Consider the following 15,664-nt stretch of genomic DNA (forward strand, 5'->3'; position numbering starts at 1 on the left):
CTTTCTGGGAATTTGCAGACAAGATGCTCGATAATCAAAGGAGATTGGGAGATGATTTCAGTATAGAAACCGCCGTATCATTAGGGATAAATGAAGAAGAGTTTAAGGGATGCCTCGATAATAGTGGGGAGATAGAATCAAAATTGGTAACCGACCGTAATGAAGCTGTTTCTATGGGAGGAAGAGGCACACCTTATGTCATTGTGGTAACAGCAAATGGTGATCTTATGCCTTTTAGCGGTGCTTTGCCATACGAACAGGTGTTTGCAGTAATTGAACAAGCTCTCAACAATTAATATATGAATCGCTATTTAATCATTGCAATAGGAATCATTGTTATCGTCGGAGTATTATATTTCGGCATAACTACTCGTGATACAGATACGGGAAGCCGAGGTGATTTTGATAGATTTGCTTCCGCTTCTCTAACTAGCTACGAAGGAGGTGATGTTTCCCTTGAAGAGTTTCGAGGTACGCCACTTGTCATCAATAGTTGGGCGGTGTGGTGTCCGTTTTGTGTAAAAGAGCTGTCTGATTTTGCAGAACTTCAAAAAGAGTTTGGTGATCAAATTACGGTTATTGCGATTGATCGACAAGAACCGCTTGCAAAAGCAAAAGGATTTACTGATGAGCTGGGTATTACAGATGATATGTTGTTTCTCCTTGACCCGTCGGACTCATTCTACAAATCGATTGGAGGATTCTCTATGCCTGAGACTATATTTGTAAATAGTGCTGGGCAGATTGTAGTACACAAGCGAGGTCCGATGGAATTAGAAGAAATGCGTGAGCATGCAAACAAGATTATTGAATAGAATAAATATGAAATTACTTTTTGTATACAACGCAGATAGTGGCATCCTCTCGTCTCTTAAAGATACCGTCCATAAGGCTGTGTCACCCAACACGTACCAATGTAATCTTTGCAAGGTGACATTCGGGACTACCTCAATGAAAGAGAGTTGGAAATCTTTTGTTGAATCGCTTCCGTATGATGTGGAGTTTTTGCATCGTGACGAATTTCAAGAACAATACCCAGAAAAGAATGACGAACCATTGCCAGCACTTTTTATTATTGAAGACGAATCAATTGAATCAGCGATTTCTGCCGAGACAATCAATAAGGCACATTCGGTTACAGATTTGATTACGACCGTCTCGTCATTTCTAGAAAGAATGAATAAAGATAAAAACATATGATTGAACTTAGTATAGGATTTGCCATAGCATCATTTGTCGCAGGATTACTTACATTTCTTGCGCCATGTACGTTGCCGCTTGTGCCGGCATATCTTGGCTTCATAAGTGGTGTTGACCAAGACGCTCTAAAAAATCCAGAAACTTCTAAAGCAGCTCGACGAAAGATATTTCTTAATGGGCTTGCTTTCATTGCCGGGTTCTCATTGATTTTCATAGCATTTGGTGTCTTGGCAGGGTTTGCCGGCACGGCACTCGCACCATATCGTATCTGGCTTGCGCGCATTGGTGGGGTGCTTGTGATTCTTTTCGGTCTTTTTATGCTGGGCTTTTTTAAACTTCCGTTTTTCCAGAGTGACAAACGAATTCCCATTCCAAAATGGCTAACACTCGGAAAGCCATCAAGCTCTTTCTTTATTGGTGGCACCTTTGCACTCGGTTGGACGCCATGCGTCGGGCCCATTCTCGGATCAATTCTTCTCCTTGCCGGTACTTCTGGCACTGCGCTTCAAGGTGGTCTGATGCTAACAATATTCTCATTCGGTCTTGCTATTCCGTTTCTGATAATCGCGTTTGCATTTTCTAAAGCTACAGCCTACATAGAGCGTATCTCAAAATACCTTAAGTGGGTATCGATTGTCGGGGGTGTGTTCTTAATTCTCCTTGGTTTGCTTCTAGTAACGGATAACTTTGGGCTTACCATTCAGTATGGGTATGAGTTGTTTGACTTTATTAACTATGAAGGTTTGTTAGAGTATTTATAATCATGGTTTACAAGTACAAGATAATTGGCAATGTGAGGAATGTGGTTTGATATATGCAGATAAGGAATGGGCAGAAAAGTGTGAGGCATGGTGCAAGGATCACAAAAGTTGTAATTTAGAGATCATTCAACACGCAGTTTCCGAGAGTAACTGAGTTATAAGTTAGCCCAAACTCAGTTTTTTGTTCTCAAGCACGAGCCTACTTCTCAGATGCATTAGTATCTCCCGTTTCTCCATAATAGTTCCTTCTTGTAGCAAGTATTTTGCGTAATTCCTGATATCAAGTTCGGACACTGATTCTTTTTTCTTCTTAGCTCCAAGTACACCAGTTCTGAATCTGTTATATCGCTTTAGCTCTGCATCAATCCGGTCACGCAAGCCAAGTTCATCAAGATGTATAACATCGAGGATCCGCGACATTTCCTTGATTAAGTCGCTTTCATTTATGTACCGATTTTTGCAGTTGATGTCTCGGCTTTTAGTACACATGTAATAGACATGGCGATTTACTGATCCATCTTTGAGCTTCTTGAACTTCTCATCGGCAGTCACACCTGAGCCGCAGAGTCCGCATCGCATGATCTGTGTGAAGGCGAACTCCTTGCCTTCAGTCCGAGTCACATATCGTTCTTTAAGATTATTCTGTACCGCATCAAACAAGTCTTTAGTTATGATTGGTTCGAGTTTGTTGTCAGGGATCCAGCTGCCGCTTATCTTTTAAATGTTACCGACTAGATAAGACACAAGACAGGGATATTAAGGGGTGTCTCATTTGTCTTATTTACGACCCGACCGAGACCCCTAAATCTGCTATACTCAAAGCATCGAAAGAACCCTTACGGTGCCTCACTGTGGGTGGTTCTAGACCGTAGAAGCCAGCCAATTTGAGCTAGCTCGAGGAGTGTAGCGACCTCGTGCGTTCGAAGCGCGTTGCAGGCAACTTACTATATAAATATGGTGGTTGCGATAGAATTAAAATATGAACAAAAAAAAGAAAGTAAAAACTCTAAAAACCCCAAACAACGCCTTGGTCAATAAATATTTCAAGAAATATGAAAAAGATGAAAGGTATTTTGTTGCCGACAAAGCTCTTGAAGAACTTTTTGACGCATTCCCCAAAAATTCTGATTTCAAAAATGTTTTATTGAAAGTAAGCGCTCTTAATGCGCTATATAGTACGAGTGTCTATGCTATATTCAAAATGGCTGAGCACATTCACAGTCTTAAAAAAATAGACCAATCTCTCAAAAATGGAGATATAAAGATTGTGGACAAAATTGCTAAGGTGGACTTCGCAGATAGAATATTTTACTCATTTGCCACGAAGTATTCTCATTGGCACAATCCCGAAGAATACCCCATCTATGACCAGTTTGTTGATAAGGTTTTATGGGGATATCAGCAACAAAACAAGTTTTCAGATTTTAGACGATCTGATTTGAAACAATTCCGGGAGTTCAAGAGAGTTTTGAATGAATTTCGAAAACATTATAAACTCTCTGGGAGTCTCAAAGAGATTGATAAATTTCTGTGGATATATGGAAAAGAATTATTTGATATCAAGCCTAAAAATAAGAAGCGCTCGAAGAGCGTCAAGCTGGTTAAAATAAAATAGTTAAAAATAACCTTACTGGGCTTGACCGACCACGGTTCTTGCTCGAGTCGTCCAGTATCAATTTATCTCCCTCTTAAAGAAGACGCGGGCACAAAAGTAAGTGCCTTGCCTTTTTTTGTCGCCCGGCCAGTGCGGCCGATGCGGTGCACATAATCCTCAAATGTACTCGGGAGATCGTAATTGATAACATGCGTTACATCTTCAACATGGATGCCACGCGCGGCGACATCAGTCGCAACCAGCACTTGCACCTGCCCGCTCTTAAACCGCGCAAGAGCCCGCTGGCGTCCATTATGGTTTTTGTTGCCATGAATTGATTCGGCGCGCATCCCTCGTGCAAGCAACTGTCGCGCCAGCTTTTCTACGCTGTGCTTCATCACGCCAAACACTAGTACACGCCTGAATTCGGAGTCAGCAAGTAATGCGATGAGTGTTTCAAATTTTGTCTCATTGGTATATGGAACCACATCCTGCTCAATAGTGTTTGCAACATCTTTTTTCTTTACTGATATCAACACCGGATTGCGGAGAAAATCATGCACAAGCTCTTTTGCCTCTTTCGTCATTGTCGCAGAAAACAACAGTGTCTCTCTCTCTTTTGGAACCAACGAAAGAATTGCTCTCATGTCGCGGATAAAGCCCATGTCAAGCATGCGGTCTGCTTCATCAAGAACAACCGTTGTAATTGCGCGAGGCGCAAGGTGCTTGTTCTTCAAAAGATCAAGGATGCGCCCCGGAGTGCCAATGATAAACTGATTCTGATGACGGAGTGCTTTGATTTGCGGGCGGATGCTCATTCCCCCCACACAGACAACCGAAAACATCCGGAGTCCCTTTGATAAAGTTTGTAGTTCTCCAGATATTTGCAAAGCAAGCTCGCGTGTAGGCGCAAGAATAAGCGTCTGTCGGATCGGGTGCCTAAGCGTATGCTGGATAAGCGGAAGAAGAAACGCGGCGGTCTTGCCCGTGCCGGTTTCTGCGATACCGATAACATCGCGTCCTTGGAGTATCTCGGGTATGATTTGATCCTGAATAGGCGTTGGAACTTTTAAGCCAACCGCAGCAACAGTACGCACAAGCCGGGCATCCAAACCAAATGTATCAAAAGTATGCTTTGATACATATTGCTCTTCAGCCGCGCTTACGGGATGCGTGTTGATAAATGCGGACGGATCAAATATCGGAATCTTTCTCCCTCCTTGGCGCTGTCTGCCGTACTGCATGCTACCACCATGCCGCTGGGAAGGACGGCCACGATAAAATTTCCCGCGTCTCTGCGATCTTGTATGAGAAAACGAGCCTCGGCGGCCATGCGTTGCGCCGCTCCGGCTACGCCGATGTGATGATGTATTCATTGTTTGTGTTTACGGAACGATTAACCGTCCCGGGGCTGTGCAGGTAATAATTCAAACGCTCTATGAGCTGTTTGCTGCTTTGGAGCCCCACACGAGTATCAAAAGCGTACAGGCATGATAGCATGCATGCACACATAAGTCAATGGTTGTACGCCCCTCCCCGCAAAAGACACGCGCTGTATATTGTTTTAGGTGACGCGTATTGATAGTTATAGAATTTTTGGCTGGATAATCCGTAGGTTTCCGTCTATAATAGGCGCAGACAAAAACATAAACGAGACCAACCATGACACACAAAAAATTATACAAAAGTGAGGAAAACAAAGTATTTGCAGGCATCATTGGCGGACTGGGAGAATACTTTGATATAGACCCCGTGATACTGCGTGTCATCTGGGTGCTTGCCGTTATCTTTACCGGGATTTTCCCGGGAATATTTGCCTATATCATTTTTCTCTTTATTGTCCCCCCGAAACACCACACACAGCCATGAATACAAAAACAACAACGCTATTATGTTTTGCCATCATAGGAGTCGCGGTTATTACGGGGGCCTTTGCCTACCCTTATCTCCCTGCGGAAGTGGCATCCCATTGGAATGCACGGGGGGTTGCTGACGATTACATGCCGAAGTTTTGGGGGATATTTTTAATGCCTATCGTGATGTTTGTATTACTTGCCGTGTACCGCATCGTCCCCGCAATTGACCCTTTGCGAAAGAATATAGAATCGTTCCGGAGCTACTACAATCTTTTCTGGCTTGTATTATTCCTGTTCTTTTTTGCAATCTTTCTGCTCATCGTTATCTGGAACTTGGGCTACATGTTCTCGTTTACCCTCTTTATTATCCCGCCCATTGCCGCACTCTTTTACGCGATAGGTGCGGTGCTTGAACACACAAAGCGGAACTGGTTTATGGGCATCCGCACGCCTTGGACATTGTCGGATGACACGGTATGGGAAAAAACGCACAAGCTTGCGGGACGCCTTTTTAAGATAGGAGGATTGTTTGCGCTTACGGGGCTTATAATCCGCGACAGCGCATTTGCGCTCGGCGCGATTATTGTTCCGGCGATGGCAATAGCGCTTATAAGCGTTGTCTACTCGTATATCGTATACCGCCAAAAACACTAAACAAGCTGGCTCTTAGGACAACGATAAACGGCTCACACCCCCGTGTGAGCCGTTTATGTTTTGCGTTTTTTTATGTGTTTGAATATCTCTATCTGGCGCAACCGTTTTTCTGCCTCTTTTTTGGTCTTATACCGCCCAAACACTCTCCCCGTTCTCTCCGAAAGCACGACATATTCGCCTTTCTCTTTTTTTATCATGGGCTAAATATTCAAGTGTTTGCGGATTGCAATGATGCTTGAAAGCGCGCCGAGCACAATACCCACACCCAAAAGCAACAAGAATATCTGAAAGAAGTTCGCAATAAAGTAATTAAACAAATTCGGCCCGCCGAAGAATCCTTCCGCTTTCGGACCAAGCCAGAATGTTATCGGATAGAAAAATATCGTGGTAATTATCGCCGACACCACACCATACAGCATCCCGACAATAATAAACGGCCCGCGGATATAATTATTTTCAGCGCCAACCAAACGCATAATGTGTATCTCTTCGCGCGAAGTAAATATCGCCATACGGATAGTATTAAACGCCACCAGCAACACAACGCCCGCAAGAACCAATGTCGCTCCCCATCCCGCAGCACGCGCACTCGTAAGAATATTTGAAAGCCGTTCAATAACGAGCTTATTTTGGAAATAGTTTATTTTATCGATGATTCCCGAATACGATGATGCATTCAAAAATTTCGCAACGCTTTCGTATTGCTCGGGATTTTGCGCCTGAATGTTCAAACTTGCGCCTAACGGATTCTCCCCCAACTCCTCAAGCGACTGGGTAATGAGCGCGTTGTTCGTATGGCGCGCCTTAAAGTTCTCAAGAGCTTGCGCGCGTGACACATATTCTACTGCTTCTACCTGCGGAAAATTATTCAGCTCGTCCTGAAGCGCTAGAATGTCGCTTTCAGACGCGTCCACCGTAAAATATACGCTGATATCTACCTTTTTCTCTATACGATCAATAGACGAGCTTAAAAGAACGGACGAAAACAATAACGAGCCGGTAACAAAAAGCATAAGCACCATAACCATGACCGTCGCAAGCGTTATCCACCGGTTGCGCCAAAAATTGATTACTCCTATTTTTAGAATTCGTTTTGCGTATGTGGTCGTTTTCATGTACTTATTGTTATAAAATATATTTTCCCTTTTTTGCATCCCGGGTTATTCTCCCGCCTTCAAGCGTAATAACGCGCCGCTCAAGGGCGTTTACGATATCGCGGTTATGCGTCGCCATAATGACCGTCGTATCAAATGAATTTATCTTTTTGAGCAACTCAATAATCTCATGAGTATTCGTAGGATCCAAGTTGCCCGTCGGCTCGTCGGCAATAATGAGGTCGGGGCGGTTTACAATGGCACGCGCAATTGATACGCGCTGCTTTTCGCCTCCGGAAAGCTCATGCGGAAAATGATGCGCCTTATCGATAAGACCCACCAGCTCAAGCACCTGCGGAACATCTGTTTCGATATCCTCATCGGACGCGCCCGCTGCTTCCATTGCAAAAGCAACGTTTTCAAATGCGGTTTTTGACGGAAGTAATTTAAAATCCTGAAACACCGTGCCTATTTTTCTGCGAAAGACAGGGAGATCGGACCTCGATACGGAATGCACATCGATATCTTCAAAAAAGACCCGTCCCTCAGAAGGCATATCTTCGGCAAGCAACAACTTTAAAAGCGTAGACTTTCCGGCTCCGGATTGCCCTACAATAGACACAAACTCTCTCGGTTCTATACGAAACGAAACATCCTCAAGAGCGGTAGACGTCGGTGAGTACACTTTTGAGACATGGTCAAAAAAAATCATATGTATATGTTCTATTTTACACGAAATACATGAAAAATCTATATATTACTCTTTCTCATCCTTGTCCGCTTCTTTGCCTTCGATTTCAGCTTGGATAAACTCCGAAATATCACCATCTAAAACGTTTTCCACATCGCTTGTTTCTACTCCGGTCCGGTGGTCTTTGACCATCTTATACGGATGGAACACATATGAGCGGATCTGGTGGCCCCACTCCGCCTCTGCAGACTGCGCGGCACTCAATTCTTCAAGGGTCTTTTTCTCTTGCTCCTGCATGCGCTGGAATAATTTGGAACGCAATAATTCTATGGCGCGCTCCCGATTTGCCGATTGCGACCGGCCCGATTCCACATGCACCTGTATCCCCGTAGGGATATGCTTGGCACGCACCGCGGTTTCGCGTTTGTTTACATTTTGCCCACCGGGACCGCTCGAGCGCGCAAATGTGATTTCCATATCTTCGGGACGGATATTCACTTCGTCGGATATGATAAGTTCGGGGAGTACTTCAACCATAACAAACGAAGTGTGGCGTAATTTTTTTGCCGAAAACGGCGATATACGCACAAGCCTATGAACACCCGCCTCTCCTTTCAGGTGGCCGTACGCAAATTTTCCTTTTATTTCTATGGTCGCATTCTTTATGCCCTTCCCTTCGCCCGCATGCATATGCAGCGTAGACACACTCCACTTTTTTTTCTCCGCATATTTTTCAAACATATTCAGCAAAATAGCCGCCCAGTCTTCGGCGTCATCTCCCCCCGCTCCCGCATATACTGAAAGCACCGCATTCCCTTTGTCGTGCGGGCTGGAAAAGAAGAGCCTTCTTCGCTCCGCCTCAAATGTCCGTGATAGTTCTCCGAAACGCTCTTCGAGTTCTTCTGAATCTTCTTTTGATTCTCCTGAAAGTTCCAGGAGCGCCTCGGCGTCGCCCATAAGAGACTCCCAAAGATGGATATCCTCTTTGAGTTCACTAATCCGCATGGTAATAGAACGCGCAGTATCTGCGTCATCCCAAAAGCCCGGCGTAAGCGTTTTCTGTTCGAGTTCTTTAAGCGTGTTCTTTGACCCTGCCAGGTCAAAAACGGTCCGCCATACGGCGGATGCTATCATGTAACGCGGTTATTTTTTCCTGAAGAGATTCAATCATGCTATGGTTTACTATAAAATATTTTTTGGGATAAAAAAAGTCCCACGCATAGCGCGGGACGAATGATTATTGAGAATCAAGATACCGTATTATCTCTTTGAACTTCTTTAAAAAGATAATGGTCTCTTCTTTTATACCCTTTCCGATACTATCGGAGGAGGTATTAAGAGGCTTGTCCCATGAGTCGCCCAGAACATCAATAAGATTTTGGGTCCGGGATGAGCCGCCGTTATAAAAGGACGGGATAAATATCTCAACTGCTTTCGGATCAACCGCAAACCGTTCTTTTACCTTGGGGTTGAGTGCGTCAAGTTCGGTGTCAATCAAGCATATCATCGCTTTCACCGAATTAAGATGGTTTTCTGTCCCTGCAACAAACGACGGGATCAATCCCGCGCTCGGATATTCACGGACAACGCGTTCATATGTAGAAGAAATAAATTGCCCAATACCGCGCGCAGCTGCCGGACTCTTGCTGTGTGAATACGCGCATTCCTTATTTGCTCCGAAAATAGCCATAACACGCTCAATGAGCATGTCCGCATCCAGCCACTGAAACATCCCCGGCCCCATATGCTCGTTCAATAGTATCGCTTTTACTATGCGTTCCTGACGAGAGCGCTGAGTCTCTCCAACATACGCACCGGTAAATGCTCGTGACGGCACGCGGGCGGCAATAAGCTCATCAAATGCTCGCTGTATAAGCGCGGAGAGATATGCATCTCCCGCACGGACAACGTCGTTCGTGCAGATGGCATCAGAATGTGGCGTGTACAGCGCAGGCGCATTGCCATCAAAACGCTTTACTGCAAGAAGCGGCAATGATACATGGTTATGCTCAATGCGGTAGCGCGTGTTCTTTCCGCCGCCGCCAACGCGCTCTACAAGGTAACCATCTGTCTTTGAAGCGACAATCTCCATGGTTGTACGAGAAAGCGGAATGTATTTTTCTTTCCGCGTTGCCCGCACGATAACCAGATTGCCATCTTCTAGCACGCAAAAAAGTATGTCTTCCATTGATCTTGATTTTGTAATCTCTTTGTCCGCTAAAAACGCATGCGCTTCTTCTATATAAGAAAGCATTGAGTGGTGTTGTACGAGATCGTCCGGAGAAACAGGAAGCGGGCAGAGTGTTTCGCTATCGCATTCCGGAGCACCAGCCGCAGACCCCATGGCACATACGGCAAAGAGAATAAGCACAAGAGCGCTTTGTTTTGATACATGCATAAAGCGCACCTCCCTAACAAAGAATTATTCTTTCACAGTAAAACACAGAATGCATCTTTTCTCAAGAATGCTTTTCATGTAGGATAAAAAAGCCGCCGCCTTAGCTCAGCTGGTAGAGCGATGCCTTCGTAAGGCAGAGGTCCGGAGTTCGAATCTCCGAGGCGGCTCACCCATACATACCAAAACAAAAAGAGCCTCGATCGCAATTGCCCGCGGGAGGCTCTTTATGCATTGTAATAAAAGCTTTTACCTATGTTCCGGCTGTGGCCTGCTTATATGTCCCTTTGTAACTGTTGCTAGTATGATGCGGAATGCGGGAATCGAACCCGCGACCCCAGCTTGGGAAGCTAATGTTATGCCACTTAACTAATTCCGCGCCTCTCCATTAAAGCCCAAAAAGATTTTTAAGAAAAGAGGTTACCGAATGGAATGCCGATGGCGGCGGCGTCTGTTCTTCGGCATCATCTTTTATGAAGATAACCACCTCCTCCCCGTCCTTCTGAACATCAAAACGCTCCCGAATAATGCGTTCCCGTCCGGCATCACTCTCCAGCAAAAAAAGACCCTCCTGGATTCCTGCAATACGCGACGCTATGTCATCTTCGCGCCTTTGGAGTTCTTGGTATTCTTTTTCTACCTCACGGTAATTCCGATATGCATAGAATGTGTATCGCCCAACATATCCAAGCGCGAGAAAAAGAATAACAATAACAGGCCATGAATACAGTATGCGCCTTTGCGGGGACTTCCGTCTCGTTTGAAAAATTTGCCTCATGCTTCTATTATAACAAGAGTAAACGAATTATGGTTCAAACAAAACGACAGAAAAAGCGATTTCAAGCGATATGGGTCATTGTAAGCATCCTCGCCATCATCTCTATGGTAGGATTTTTGCTCTTGCCTCTCGTCTACTCGTAATTAGTTCTGAATAGCCTTAATAAAGACATCATGCGGAAGCGTTACCGCTCCCGATTCTTTCAGGCGTTTTTTTCCTTTTTTCTGCTTTTGCCACAGCTTCATTTTTCGCGTTCTGTCACCTCCATATAAATAGCCGGTAACATCCTTTTTGAGCGCAGACATTCCTTCGGACGCGATGATGCGCCCGCGCGCCTGCGCCTGGATTTTGTAAGCAAATAGTTCGCGTGGTAATATCTTTTTTAATTTTTCTACAAGCGCGCGTGCCTCACGTTCAACTCTGCGCTCAGACACTATCCGCGAAAACGGCGGCTCTATTTCTCCGTGTATCAGCACATCAATGCGTATGACTTTTGCGTCCCGCATATCAGCAAGCGCATAATCCAAAGACGCATACCCCGATGTTACGCTTTTTAACCGATTGTAAAAATCGCGCATCAGCTCCCGTAGCGGCATCTCTCCCCGTATCTCAAGACGCGAACCGACATTTGTGGTTTCGCCCATGATAACCTCATACTCTTCAAGCAATGAAAGAAGGGCGCCGAGATATGACGGCGGCGTAAGAACAGAAAACGATGCCCACGGTTCGCGTATACTTTGGATTTCGTGGTCTTCCGGGAATTCGCTTGGGGAATGGAACTCGTGTGTCTTTCCATTTTTGAGCGTTACCTGATAATTAACCGTGGGAGATGTGATCACCACATCTATATTAAATTCGCGGCGTATCCGTTCAATAATAATTTCTATGTGCAGCAGACCGAGGAACCCACAACTAAACCCGCGCCCCAAAGCCCCCGATTCCTCTTCATACGAAAATGAGCTGTCTTCGAGGTGGAGCCGGTCAAGCGCTTTTTTCAGATCGTCGAAGTCGTCCTGCGCTATCGGATAAACATTCGCCCACACCATAGAAACCGGTTTTTTATACCCTTCAAGAAGCGGCGCGGGCGTTGCGGCGTATGTTACTGTATCTCCGACAGTTACCGTTTCTGGTTTTTTAATATTTGTTACCACATATCCTATTTCTCCGGGACTGAGCATTTCTTTTGCGTGACGGTCCGGCAAAAACACCCCCACCTCTCCGGCTTCAAATGTATGTCCGGCGCCTGCAAGTAATACCTTTACGCCTTTCTTCAGCGTCCCCCGCACAACACGGACATACGCGATAACGCCCTGATGAGAAGAGTATTCAAAATCAAAAATAAGAGCCTGGAGCGAGCGGTCTTCTGCCTCTTCTGCGGGCTGAGGAATCCGCGAAACAATAACATCAAGGAGCTCCGGAACCCCCTGTCCCGTTTTCCCTGAAATTTCTAAAATGTCTTCCGGCGGCGTCCCCAAAAGAGCGGTTATTTCTTCTTTGGTTTCTTGTATCCGCGCATGCGGAAGATCTATCTTATTCACTACAGGGATAATGGTTTTATCAAGCCCGCGTGCAAGCTCAACATTAGACAGAGTCTGTGCCTGTATTCCCTGCGAAGCGTCCACCAGCAATATCGCACCCTCAACAGCCGCAAGCGAGCGGGATACTTCATATGAAAAATCGATGTGGCCCGGCGTATCTATTAAATTCAATACATACTCCGGTCCTGATTCAGAAGCACGGTAGCGCATCCTAACGGGTTGCATTTTTATAGTAATGCCGCGTTCCCGTTCAATGTCCATGGCGTCTAAGAATTGTTCCCGCATTTTCCGTTTTTCTACAGTTCCAGTCACTTCAAGCAAGCGATCAGCAAGCGTCGACTTGCCATGGTCAATATGAGAGATGATACAGAAATTCCTAATTATATTCATAACCCCATAGTAGACAGAAATAGCGCTTTTGCAAGAAAAAAGACGCGGCTATCGCGTCTTTGTTTTTTATTCTTTAAAAAATCCGCTCATAGAACCGGCTATCTCATAACAGCGTTCTGCGCATGCCCGGTTTCGGATTGTATCCCATGTGTCTTTATATGCCTCTATGTTAAAAAGCTCAGTACGGTATCTTCCCTCGCGGTCAATGTCACATATCATCCCCAATGCCTGCAGAGCATCACTAATATCTCCGGAGTGAGGATGCGGACCATCCCAATCAAAGCGTATACGAAAATCAACTTCCGGGAATGTGCGCGCTTCACTTTTTCTTACACGACAGAATAACTCATGCCACCGCCAATCGGCAGGGCCGGGAAAATCTTCTACTGCGTGATGAGAGTATACATACCACACGAATCCTTTTATAAAATCCAGAGCACTTAACGGTTCCATGGTGCCTCCGTATATAGTTTTTAATTTACAGCCCAATACTTGACGACGGTTCCTGCGAAACAAACGGGGTTTTCCAAAAACGGCGAAGAAGCGCCTTTTTGAGTTCTCGCCATTCACGATTCTTTACCGCAATCAAAAACAAAATACCACCCGCAATACCTATGCCGCCCGCGACAACCGCGTGAAGAAAAATGCCAACGAATGTTTCAAGATTAAATACAGCATCAAACAACCGAAGCGCATAAAATGTAGTAACGCCTATGATAACGGAGCTTGCGGTTATATGAAAACAGGAACGCCAAAACCCCTTTCCTCCTGCGGAGCCAAAATCAAAAGAGAAGAAGAGGGCAAGAAACACAAGATTGATAATATTCCCTAACGAAAACACAAACGGCAAAATAAGCATTTTATTATTTGCAATATCTGCGACCCGAAGGAGGTTCACAAACGTATACGAAAAATTACTTGAAACATCATAGAGCCACGAAAAGAAAAATGCCCCGCCGACAATAAAAGCCGCGCTTAATATGTTGATGAGCACCGGCGTTATTGTTTTTCCGGCCGCATAAAACGCGCGCACATATAAAAGAATAAGCGCTTGCGCTACAAGAGAAACACTGAAAAGCGCCAGAGCGGCGGCGGTGAGACGCGTATCCACCCAGCCAAAATTTCCCGCACCCAATATGACACGCACAATATGCGCACGAAGCACAATAAAGAGCACCGTCAAAGGAAGCGACCAAAAAATAATATGACGGAGGGCCAAAGAAACATGATCAAGGAATTCTTTGTGCCGGTCACGCACAAACACCCCTGCAAGAAATGGAAATGCCGCAACACTGTACGATAAGCCGATTACGGAAAGCGGGACTGTTTCCAAGTTGTACGCAAGCTGGAACACGGCTATGCTTCCTAGACCAAAAACGGATGCAAAAGCGGTCACTGCAATAAAAACAAGCTGGTTTATGGAGAGCCCGATAGAACGAGGCAACGACAACAAAAGCGCCCGCCGCAACCCCGGCCGAAAACGCAAAGAAAAAAATGGAATAAAATGAAGCCGAATGATAGAAGGAATCTGCACCGCAAAATGCAGAAATGCACCGAGCACCACTCCAGCAACAATACCCGTAAGACCCCAGATAGGATAGAAGAGGAGTATGCCGATAATAATCCCTAGGTTATATAAAATGGGGCTCAACGCGTACACAAAAAAGAGACGGAATGCCTGTATGATGCTTGCCGCAATATTTGAGAGACCCAAAAAAAGCGCTTGCAATAAAAGTATGCGCCCCAAAAATACTGTTGTTTCGCGCTGCGCCTCACTGAATCCGGGCGTAACAATGTCCGTCAGCTGCGGCATCAAAAAAAGAAGCCCCACTCCCAACGCGCCGATGCCAACTAAAAACCACGAAAGCACCGACCCGATAAAGCGGCTTGCCTCCTCCCTGCTTTTTGATTCCCGCTCCAATAAAAGCGGGATGAGCGCGGTAGAGGCGGCAATAAATAAAGAGAGTGTGTATACAAAATCAGGAATGCGGAATGACGCGTAATAAATGTCGAGCGCCTCTCCCGCGCCAAAGGTGGAAGCAAGCATGCGGTCCCGTACCAGTGCCAGCACCTTCGCGAGTATTGTTGTAAACGCTAACAGAAAGGCGGCCTGATGGACGCCTGTAAATTCACGTTCAAAAAAATGTGATAGCCGTGCTATAACCACAATAAGTGCAGTTCATTCTATCTGTTATTCGTTTAACGGAGGGGTTTCGCGGTCTTCCGGAGGAGGGATGCCTTCGAGAGCCGGGCGACCGTTTCGCAGATTTGAAAGAATCTGTTTTATTTCTGCGGAATCCGGGTTTAGCTCTACAATGTTTTCAAATTGCTCAATTGCGCCCTCCCGGTCACCTTGCAAATCATAGATAAGCCCCAGGAAGTAGCGGGCGTTTGAATAGTTTGGATTTAATTCAATTGCTCGCTCAAAGACCTGTTGTGCATTCTTAAACTGGCCGTCTTGGTAATAGAGAAGGCCGAGCTGGAATAACACGCCGATGTCGTTTGGAAGCAAAAATTGCGTGTTGCGAGTCTCCTCGATTGCCGCTGCAATATTCCCCGCTTGCGCTTCAATTTGAGCAAGTAAGAAACGTGCCGGCGCGTAATCGGTCTTAATGTTGATTGCCTGCTGAAGAAGACTTTCGGCATCATCCAACTCTCCTACCTGCGTTTTTGCCCGCGCGCGGGCAAAAAGCGCCTCTGGACTTTGCGGGCT

Annotated in this window: 18 protein-coding genes and 2 tRNA genes; 8 read left to right on the forward strand and 12 right to left on the reverse strand. The window is 45.5% G+C overall.

Features of this window, described 5'->3' with window-relative positions; genetic code table 11:
* From COU47_03685 to COU47_03700, 4 genes are all read left to right on the forward strand, one after another.
* On the forward strand, positions 1-296 hold a 296-nt coding region (locus COU47_03685; protein ID PIR69316.1), incomplete at its 5' end, for a hypothetical protein.
* 3 nt (positions 297-299) lie between these two features.
* Positions 300-815 (forward strand): hypothetical protein, encoded by a 516-nt coding sequence (locus COU47_03690; GenBank protein ID PIR69180.1) that lies wholly within the window; start codon positions 300-302, stop codon positions 813-815.
* Positions 816-822: 7 nt separating this feature from the next.
* On the forward strand, positions 823-1,200 hold the full coding sequence (locus COU47_03695) for a GTPase (protein PIR69181.1): 378 nt from the start codon (positions 823-825) through the stop codon (positions 1,198-1,200).
* The gene (locus COU47_03700) at positions 1,197-1,961 is read left to right on the forward strand and encodes a cytochrome C biogenesis protein (protein ID PIR69182.1); all 765 of its coding nucleotides are present in this window, start codon (positions 1,197-1,199) and stop codon (positions 1,959-1,961) included. The genes COU47_03695 and COU47_03700 overlap by 4 nt, the downstream gene beginning before the upstream one ends.
* Before the next feature lie 162 nt (positions 1,962-2,123).
* Here COU47_03700 and COU47_03705 read toward each other — a convergent pair whose 3' ends face one another.
* Positions 2,124-2,621, reverse strand: coding sequence for a hypothetical protein (locus COU47_03705; protein PIR69183.1), 498 nt, complete (start codon positions 2,619-2,621; stop codon positions 2,124-2,126).
* A gap of 319 nt (positions 2,622-2,940) precedes the next feature.
* Between COU47_03705 and COU47_03710 the strand changes: the two genes are divergently transcribed.
* A complete protein-coding gene (locus COU47_03710; protein PIR69184.1) occupies positions 2,941-3,576 on the forward strand; it encodes a hypothetical protein in 636 nt (211 codons plus the stop codon).
* 62 nt (positions 3,577-3,638) lie between these two features.
* On the opposite strand, the gene COU47_03715 is transcribed toward COU47_03710, so the two are convergent.
* Positions 3,639-4,931 carry an ATP-dependent RNA helicase RhlE gene (locus COU47_03715; protein ID PIR69185.1) on the reverse strand — a complete coding sequence of 431 codons (1,293 nt, stop codon included), beginning with the start codon at positions 4,929-4,931 and terminating at the stop codon, positions 3,639-3,641.
* A gap of 286 nt (positions 4,932-5,217) precedes the next feature.
* On the opposite strand from COU47_03715, the gene COU47_03720 reads away from it, so the two are divergent.
* Entirely contained in the window at positions 5,218-5,424 is a 207-nt protein-coding gene (locus tag COU47_03720; GenBank protein ID PIR69186.1) for a PspC domain-containing protein, read from the forward strand.
* Entirely contained in the window at positions 5,421-6,065 is a 645-nt protein-coding gene (locus COU47_03725) for a hypothetical protein (protein PIR69187.1), read from the forward strand. Before COU47_03720 ends, COU47_03725 begins: the two co-directional genes overlap by 4 nt.
* Positions 6,066-6,265: 200 nt before the next feature.
* Here COU47_03725 and COU47_03730 read toward each other — a convergent pair whose 3' ends face one another.
* The 4 genes from COU47_03730 to COU47_03745 all read right to left on the reverse strand — a co-directional run bounded on the left by COU47_03730 (position 6,266) and on the right by COU47_03745 (position 10,248).
* Positions 6,266-7,219, reverse strand: coding sequence for a hypothetical protein (locus COU47_03730; GenBank protein ID PIR69188.1), 954 nt, complete (start codon positions 7,217-7,219; stop codon positions 6,266-6,268).
* Entirely contained in the window at positions 7,191-7,871 is a 681-nt protein-coding gene (ftsE, locus tag COU47_03735) for a cell division ATP-binding protein FtsE (protein PIR69189.1), read from the reverse strand. Before ftsE ends, COU47_03730 begins: the two co-directional genes overlap by 29 nt.
* A 45-nt stretch (positions 7,872-7,916) precedes the next feature.
* Entirely contained in the window at positions 7,917-8,984 is a 1,068-nt protein-coding gene (locus COU47_03740; protein PIR69190.1) for a peptide chain release factor 2, read from the reverse strand.
* Positions 8,985-9,087: 103 nt separating this feature from the next.
* Positions 9,088-10,248 (reverse strand): hypothetical protein, encoded by a 1,161-nt coding sequence (locus COU47_03745; protein PIR69191.1) that lies wholly within the window; start codon positions 10,246-10,248, stop codon positions 9,088-9,090.
* Between the two features lie 94 nt (positions 10,249-10,342).
* Between COU47_03745 and COU47_03750 the strand changes: the two genes are divergently transcribed.
* Positions 10,343-10,415 (forward strand) — tRNA-Thr (locus tag COU47_03750).
* 135 nt (positions 10,416-10,550) lie between these two features.
* On the opposite strand, the gene COU47_03755 is transcribed toward COU47_03750, so the two are convergent.
* The 6 genes from COU47_03755 to COU47_03780 form a co-directional block, all read right to left on the reverse strand.
* Positions 10,551-10,624, reverse strand: a tRNA-Gly gene (locus COU47_03755).
* Between the two features lie 9 nt (positions 10,625-10,633).
* Positions 10,634-11,023 (reverse strand): hypothetical protein, encoded by a 390-nt coding sequence (locus COU47_03760; GenBank protein ID PIR69192.1) that lies wholly within the window; start codon positions 11,021-11,023, stop codon positions 10,634-10,636.
* A gap of 143 nt (positions 11,024-11,166) precedes the next feature.
* Positions 11,167-12,951 (reverse strand): elongation factor 4, encoded by a 1,785-nt coding sequence (locus COU47_03765; GenBank protein PIR69193.1) that lies wholly within the window; start codon positions 12,949-12,951, stop codon positions 11,167-11,169.
* Between the two features lie 66 nt (positions 12,952-13,017).
* Complete coding sequence (locus COU47_03770) at positions 13,018-13,404, reverse strand: hypothetical protein (GenBank protein PIR69194.1); 387 nt, start codon at positions 13,402-13,404, stop codon at positions 13,018-13,020.
* A 25-nt stretch (positions 13,405-13,429) separates the two neighbouring features.
* Positions 13,430-15,118 (reverse strand): hypothetical protein, encoded by a 1,689-nt coding sequence (locus COU47_03775; protein PIR69195.1) that lies wholly within the window; start codon positions 15,116-15,118, stop codon positions 13,430-13,432.
* Between the two features lie 24 nt (positions 15,119-15,142).
* Positions 15,143-15,664, reverse strand: a 522-nt coding sequence (locus COU47_03780) for a hypothetical protein (GenBank protein ID PIR69196.1), incomplete at its 5' end; no start/stop codon positions are given.

It is taken from the genome of Candidatus Niyogibacteria bacterium CG10_big_fil_rev_8_21_14_0_10_46_36 (assembly GCA_002772995.1).
GTDB lineage: Bacteria > Patescibacteriota > Minisyncoccia > 1-14-0-10-42-19 > 1-14-0-10-42-19 > 1-14-0-10-46-36.

Excerpts from the sequence above, each read along its gene's own strand:
- COU47_03710 (PIR69184.1), top strand. The coding sequence starts at position 2,941 with ATGAACAAAAAAAAGAAAGTAAAAACTCTAAAAACCCCAAACAACGCC.
- COU47_03725 (PIR69187.1), top strand. The coding sequence starts at position 5,421 with ATGAATACAAAAACAACAACGCTATTATGTTTTGCCATCATAGGAGTC.
- ftsE (PIR69189.1), bottom strand. The coding sequence starts at position 7,871 with ATGATTTTTTTTGACCATGTCTCAAAAGTGTACTCACCGACGTCTACC.
- COU47_03770 (PIR69194.1), bottom strand. The coding sequence starts at position 13,404 with ATGGAACCGTTAAGTGCTCTGGATTTTATAAAAGGATTCGTGTGGTAT.
- COU47_03690 (PIR69180.1), top strand. The coding sequence starts at position 300 with ATGAATCGCTATTTAATCATTGCAATAGGAATCATTGTTATCGTCGGA.
- COU47_03720 (PIR69186.1), top strand. The coding sequence starts at position 5,218 with ATGACACACAAAAAATTATACAAAAGTGAGGAAAACAAAGTATTTGCA.
- COU47_03700 (PIR69182.1), top strand. The coding sequence starts at position 1,197 with ATGATTGAACTTAGTATAGGATTTGCCATAGCATCATTTGTCGCAGGA.
- COU47_03745 (PIR69191.1), bottom strand. The coding sequence starts at position 10,248 with ATGCATGTATCAAAACAAAGCGCTCTTGTGCTTATTCTCTTTGCCGTA.
- COU47_03760 (PIR69192.1), bottom strand. The coding sequence starts at position 11,023 with ATGAGGCAAATTTTTCAAACGAGACGGAAGTCCCCGCAAAGGCGCATA.
- COU47_03715 (PIR69185.1), bottom strand. The coding sequence starts at position 4,931 with ATGAATACATCATCACATCGGCGTAGCCGGAGCGGCGCAACGCATGGC.
- COU47_03740 (PIR69190.1), bottom strand. The coding sequence starts at position 8,984 with ATGATAGCATCCGCCGTATGGCGGACCGTTTTTGACCTGGCAGGGTCA.
- COU47_03695 (PIR69181.1), top strand. The coding sequence starts at position 823 with ATGAAATTACTTTTTGTATACAACGCAGATAGTGGCATCCTCTCGTCT.
- COU47_03730 (PIR69188.1), bottom strand. The coding sequence starts at position 7,219 with ATGCAAAAAAGGGAAAATATATTTTATAACAATAAGTACATGAAAACG.
- COU47_03765 (PIR69193.1), bottom strand. The coding sequence starts at position 12,951 with ATGAATATAATTAGGAATTTCTGTATCATCTCTCATATTGACCATGGC.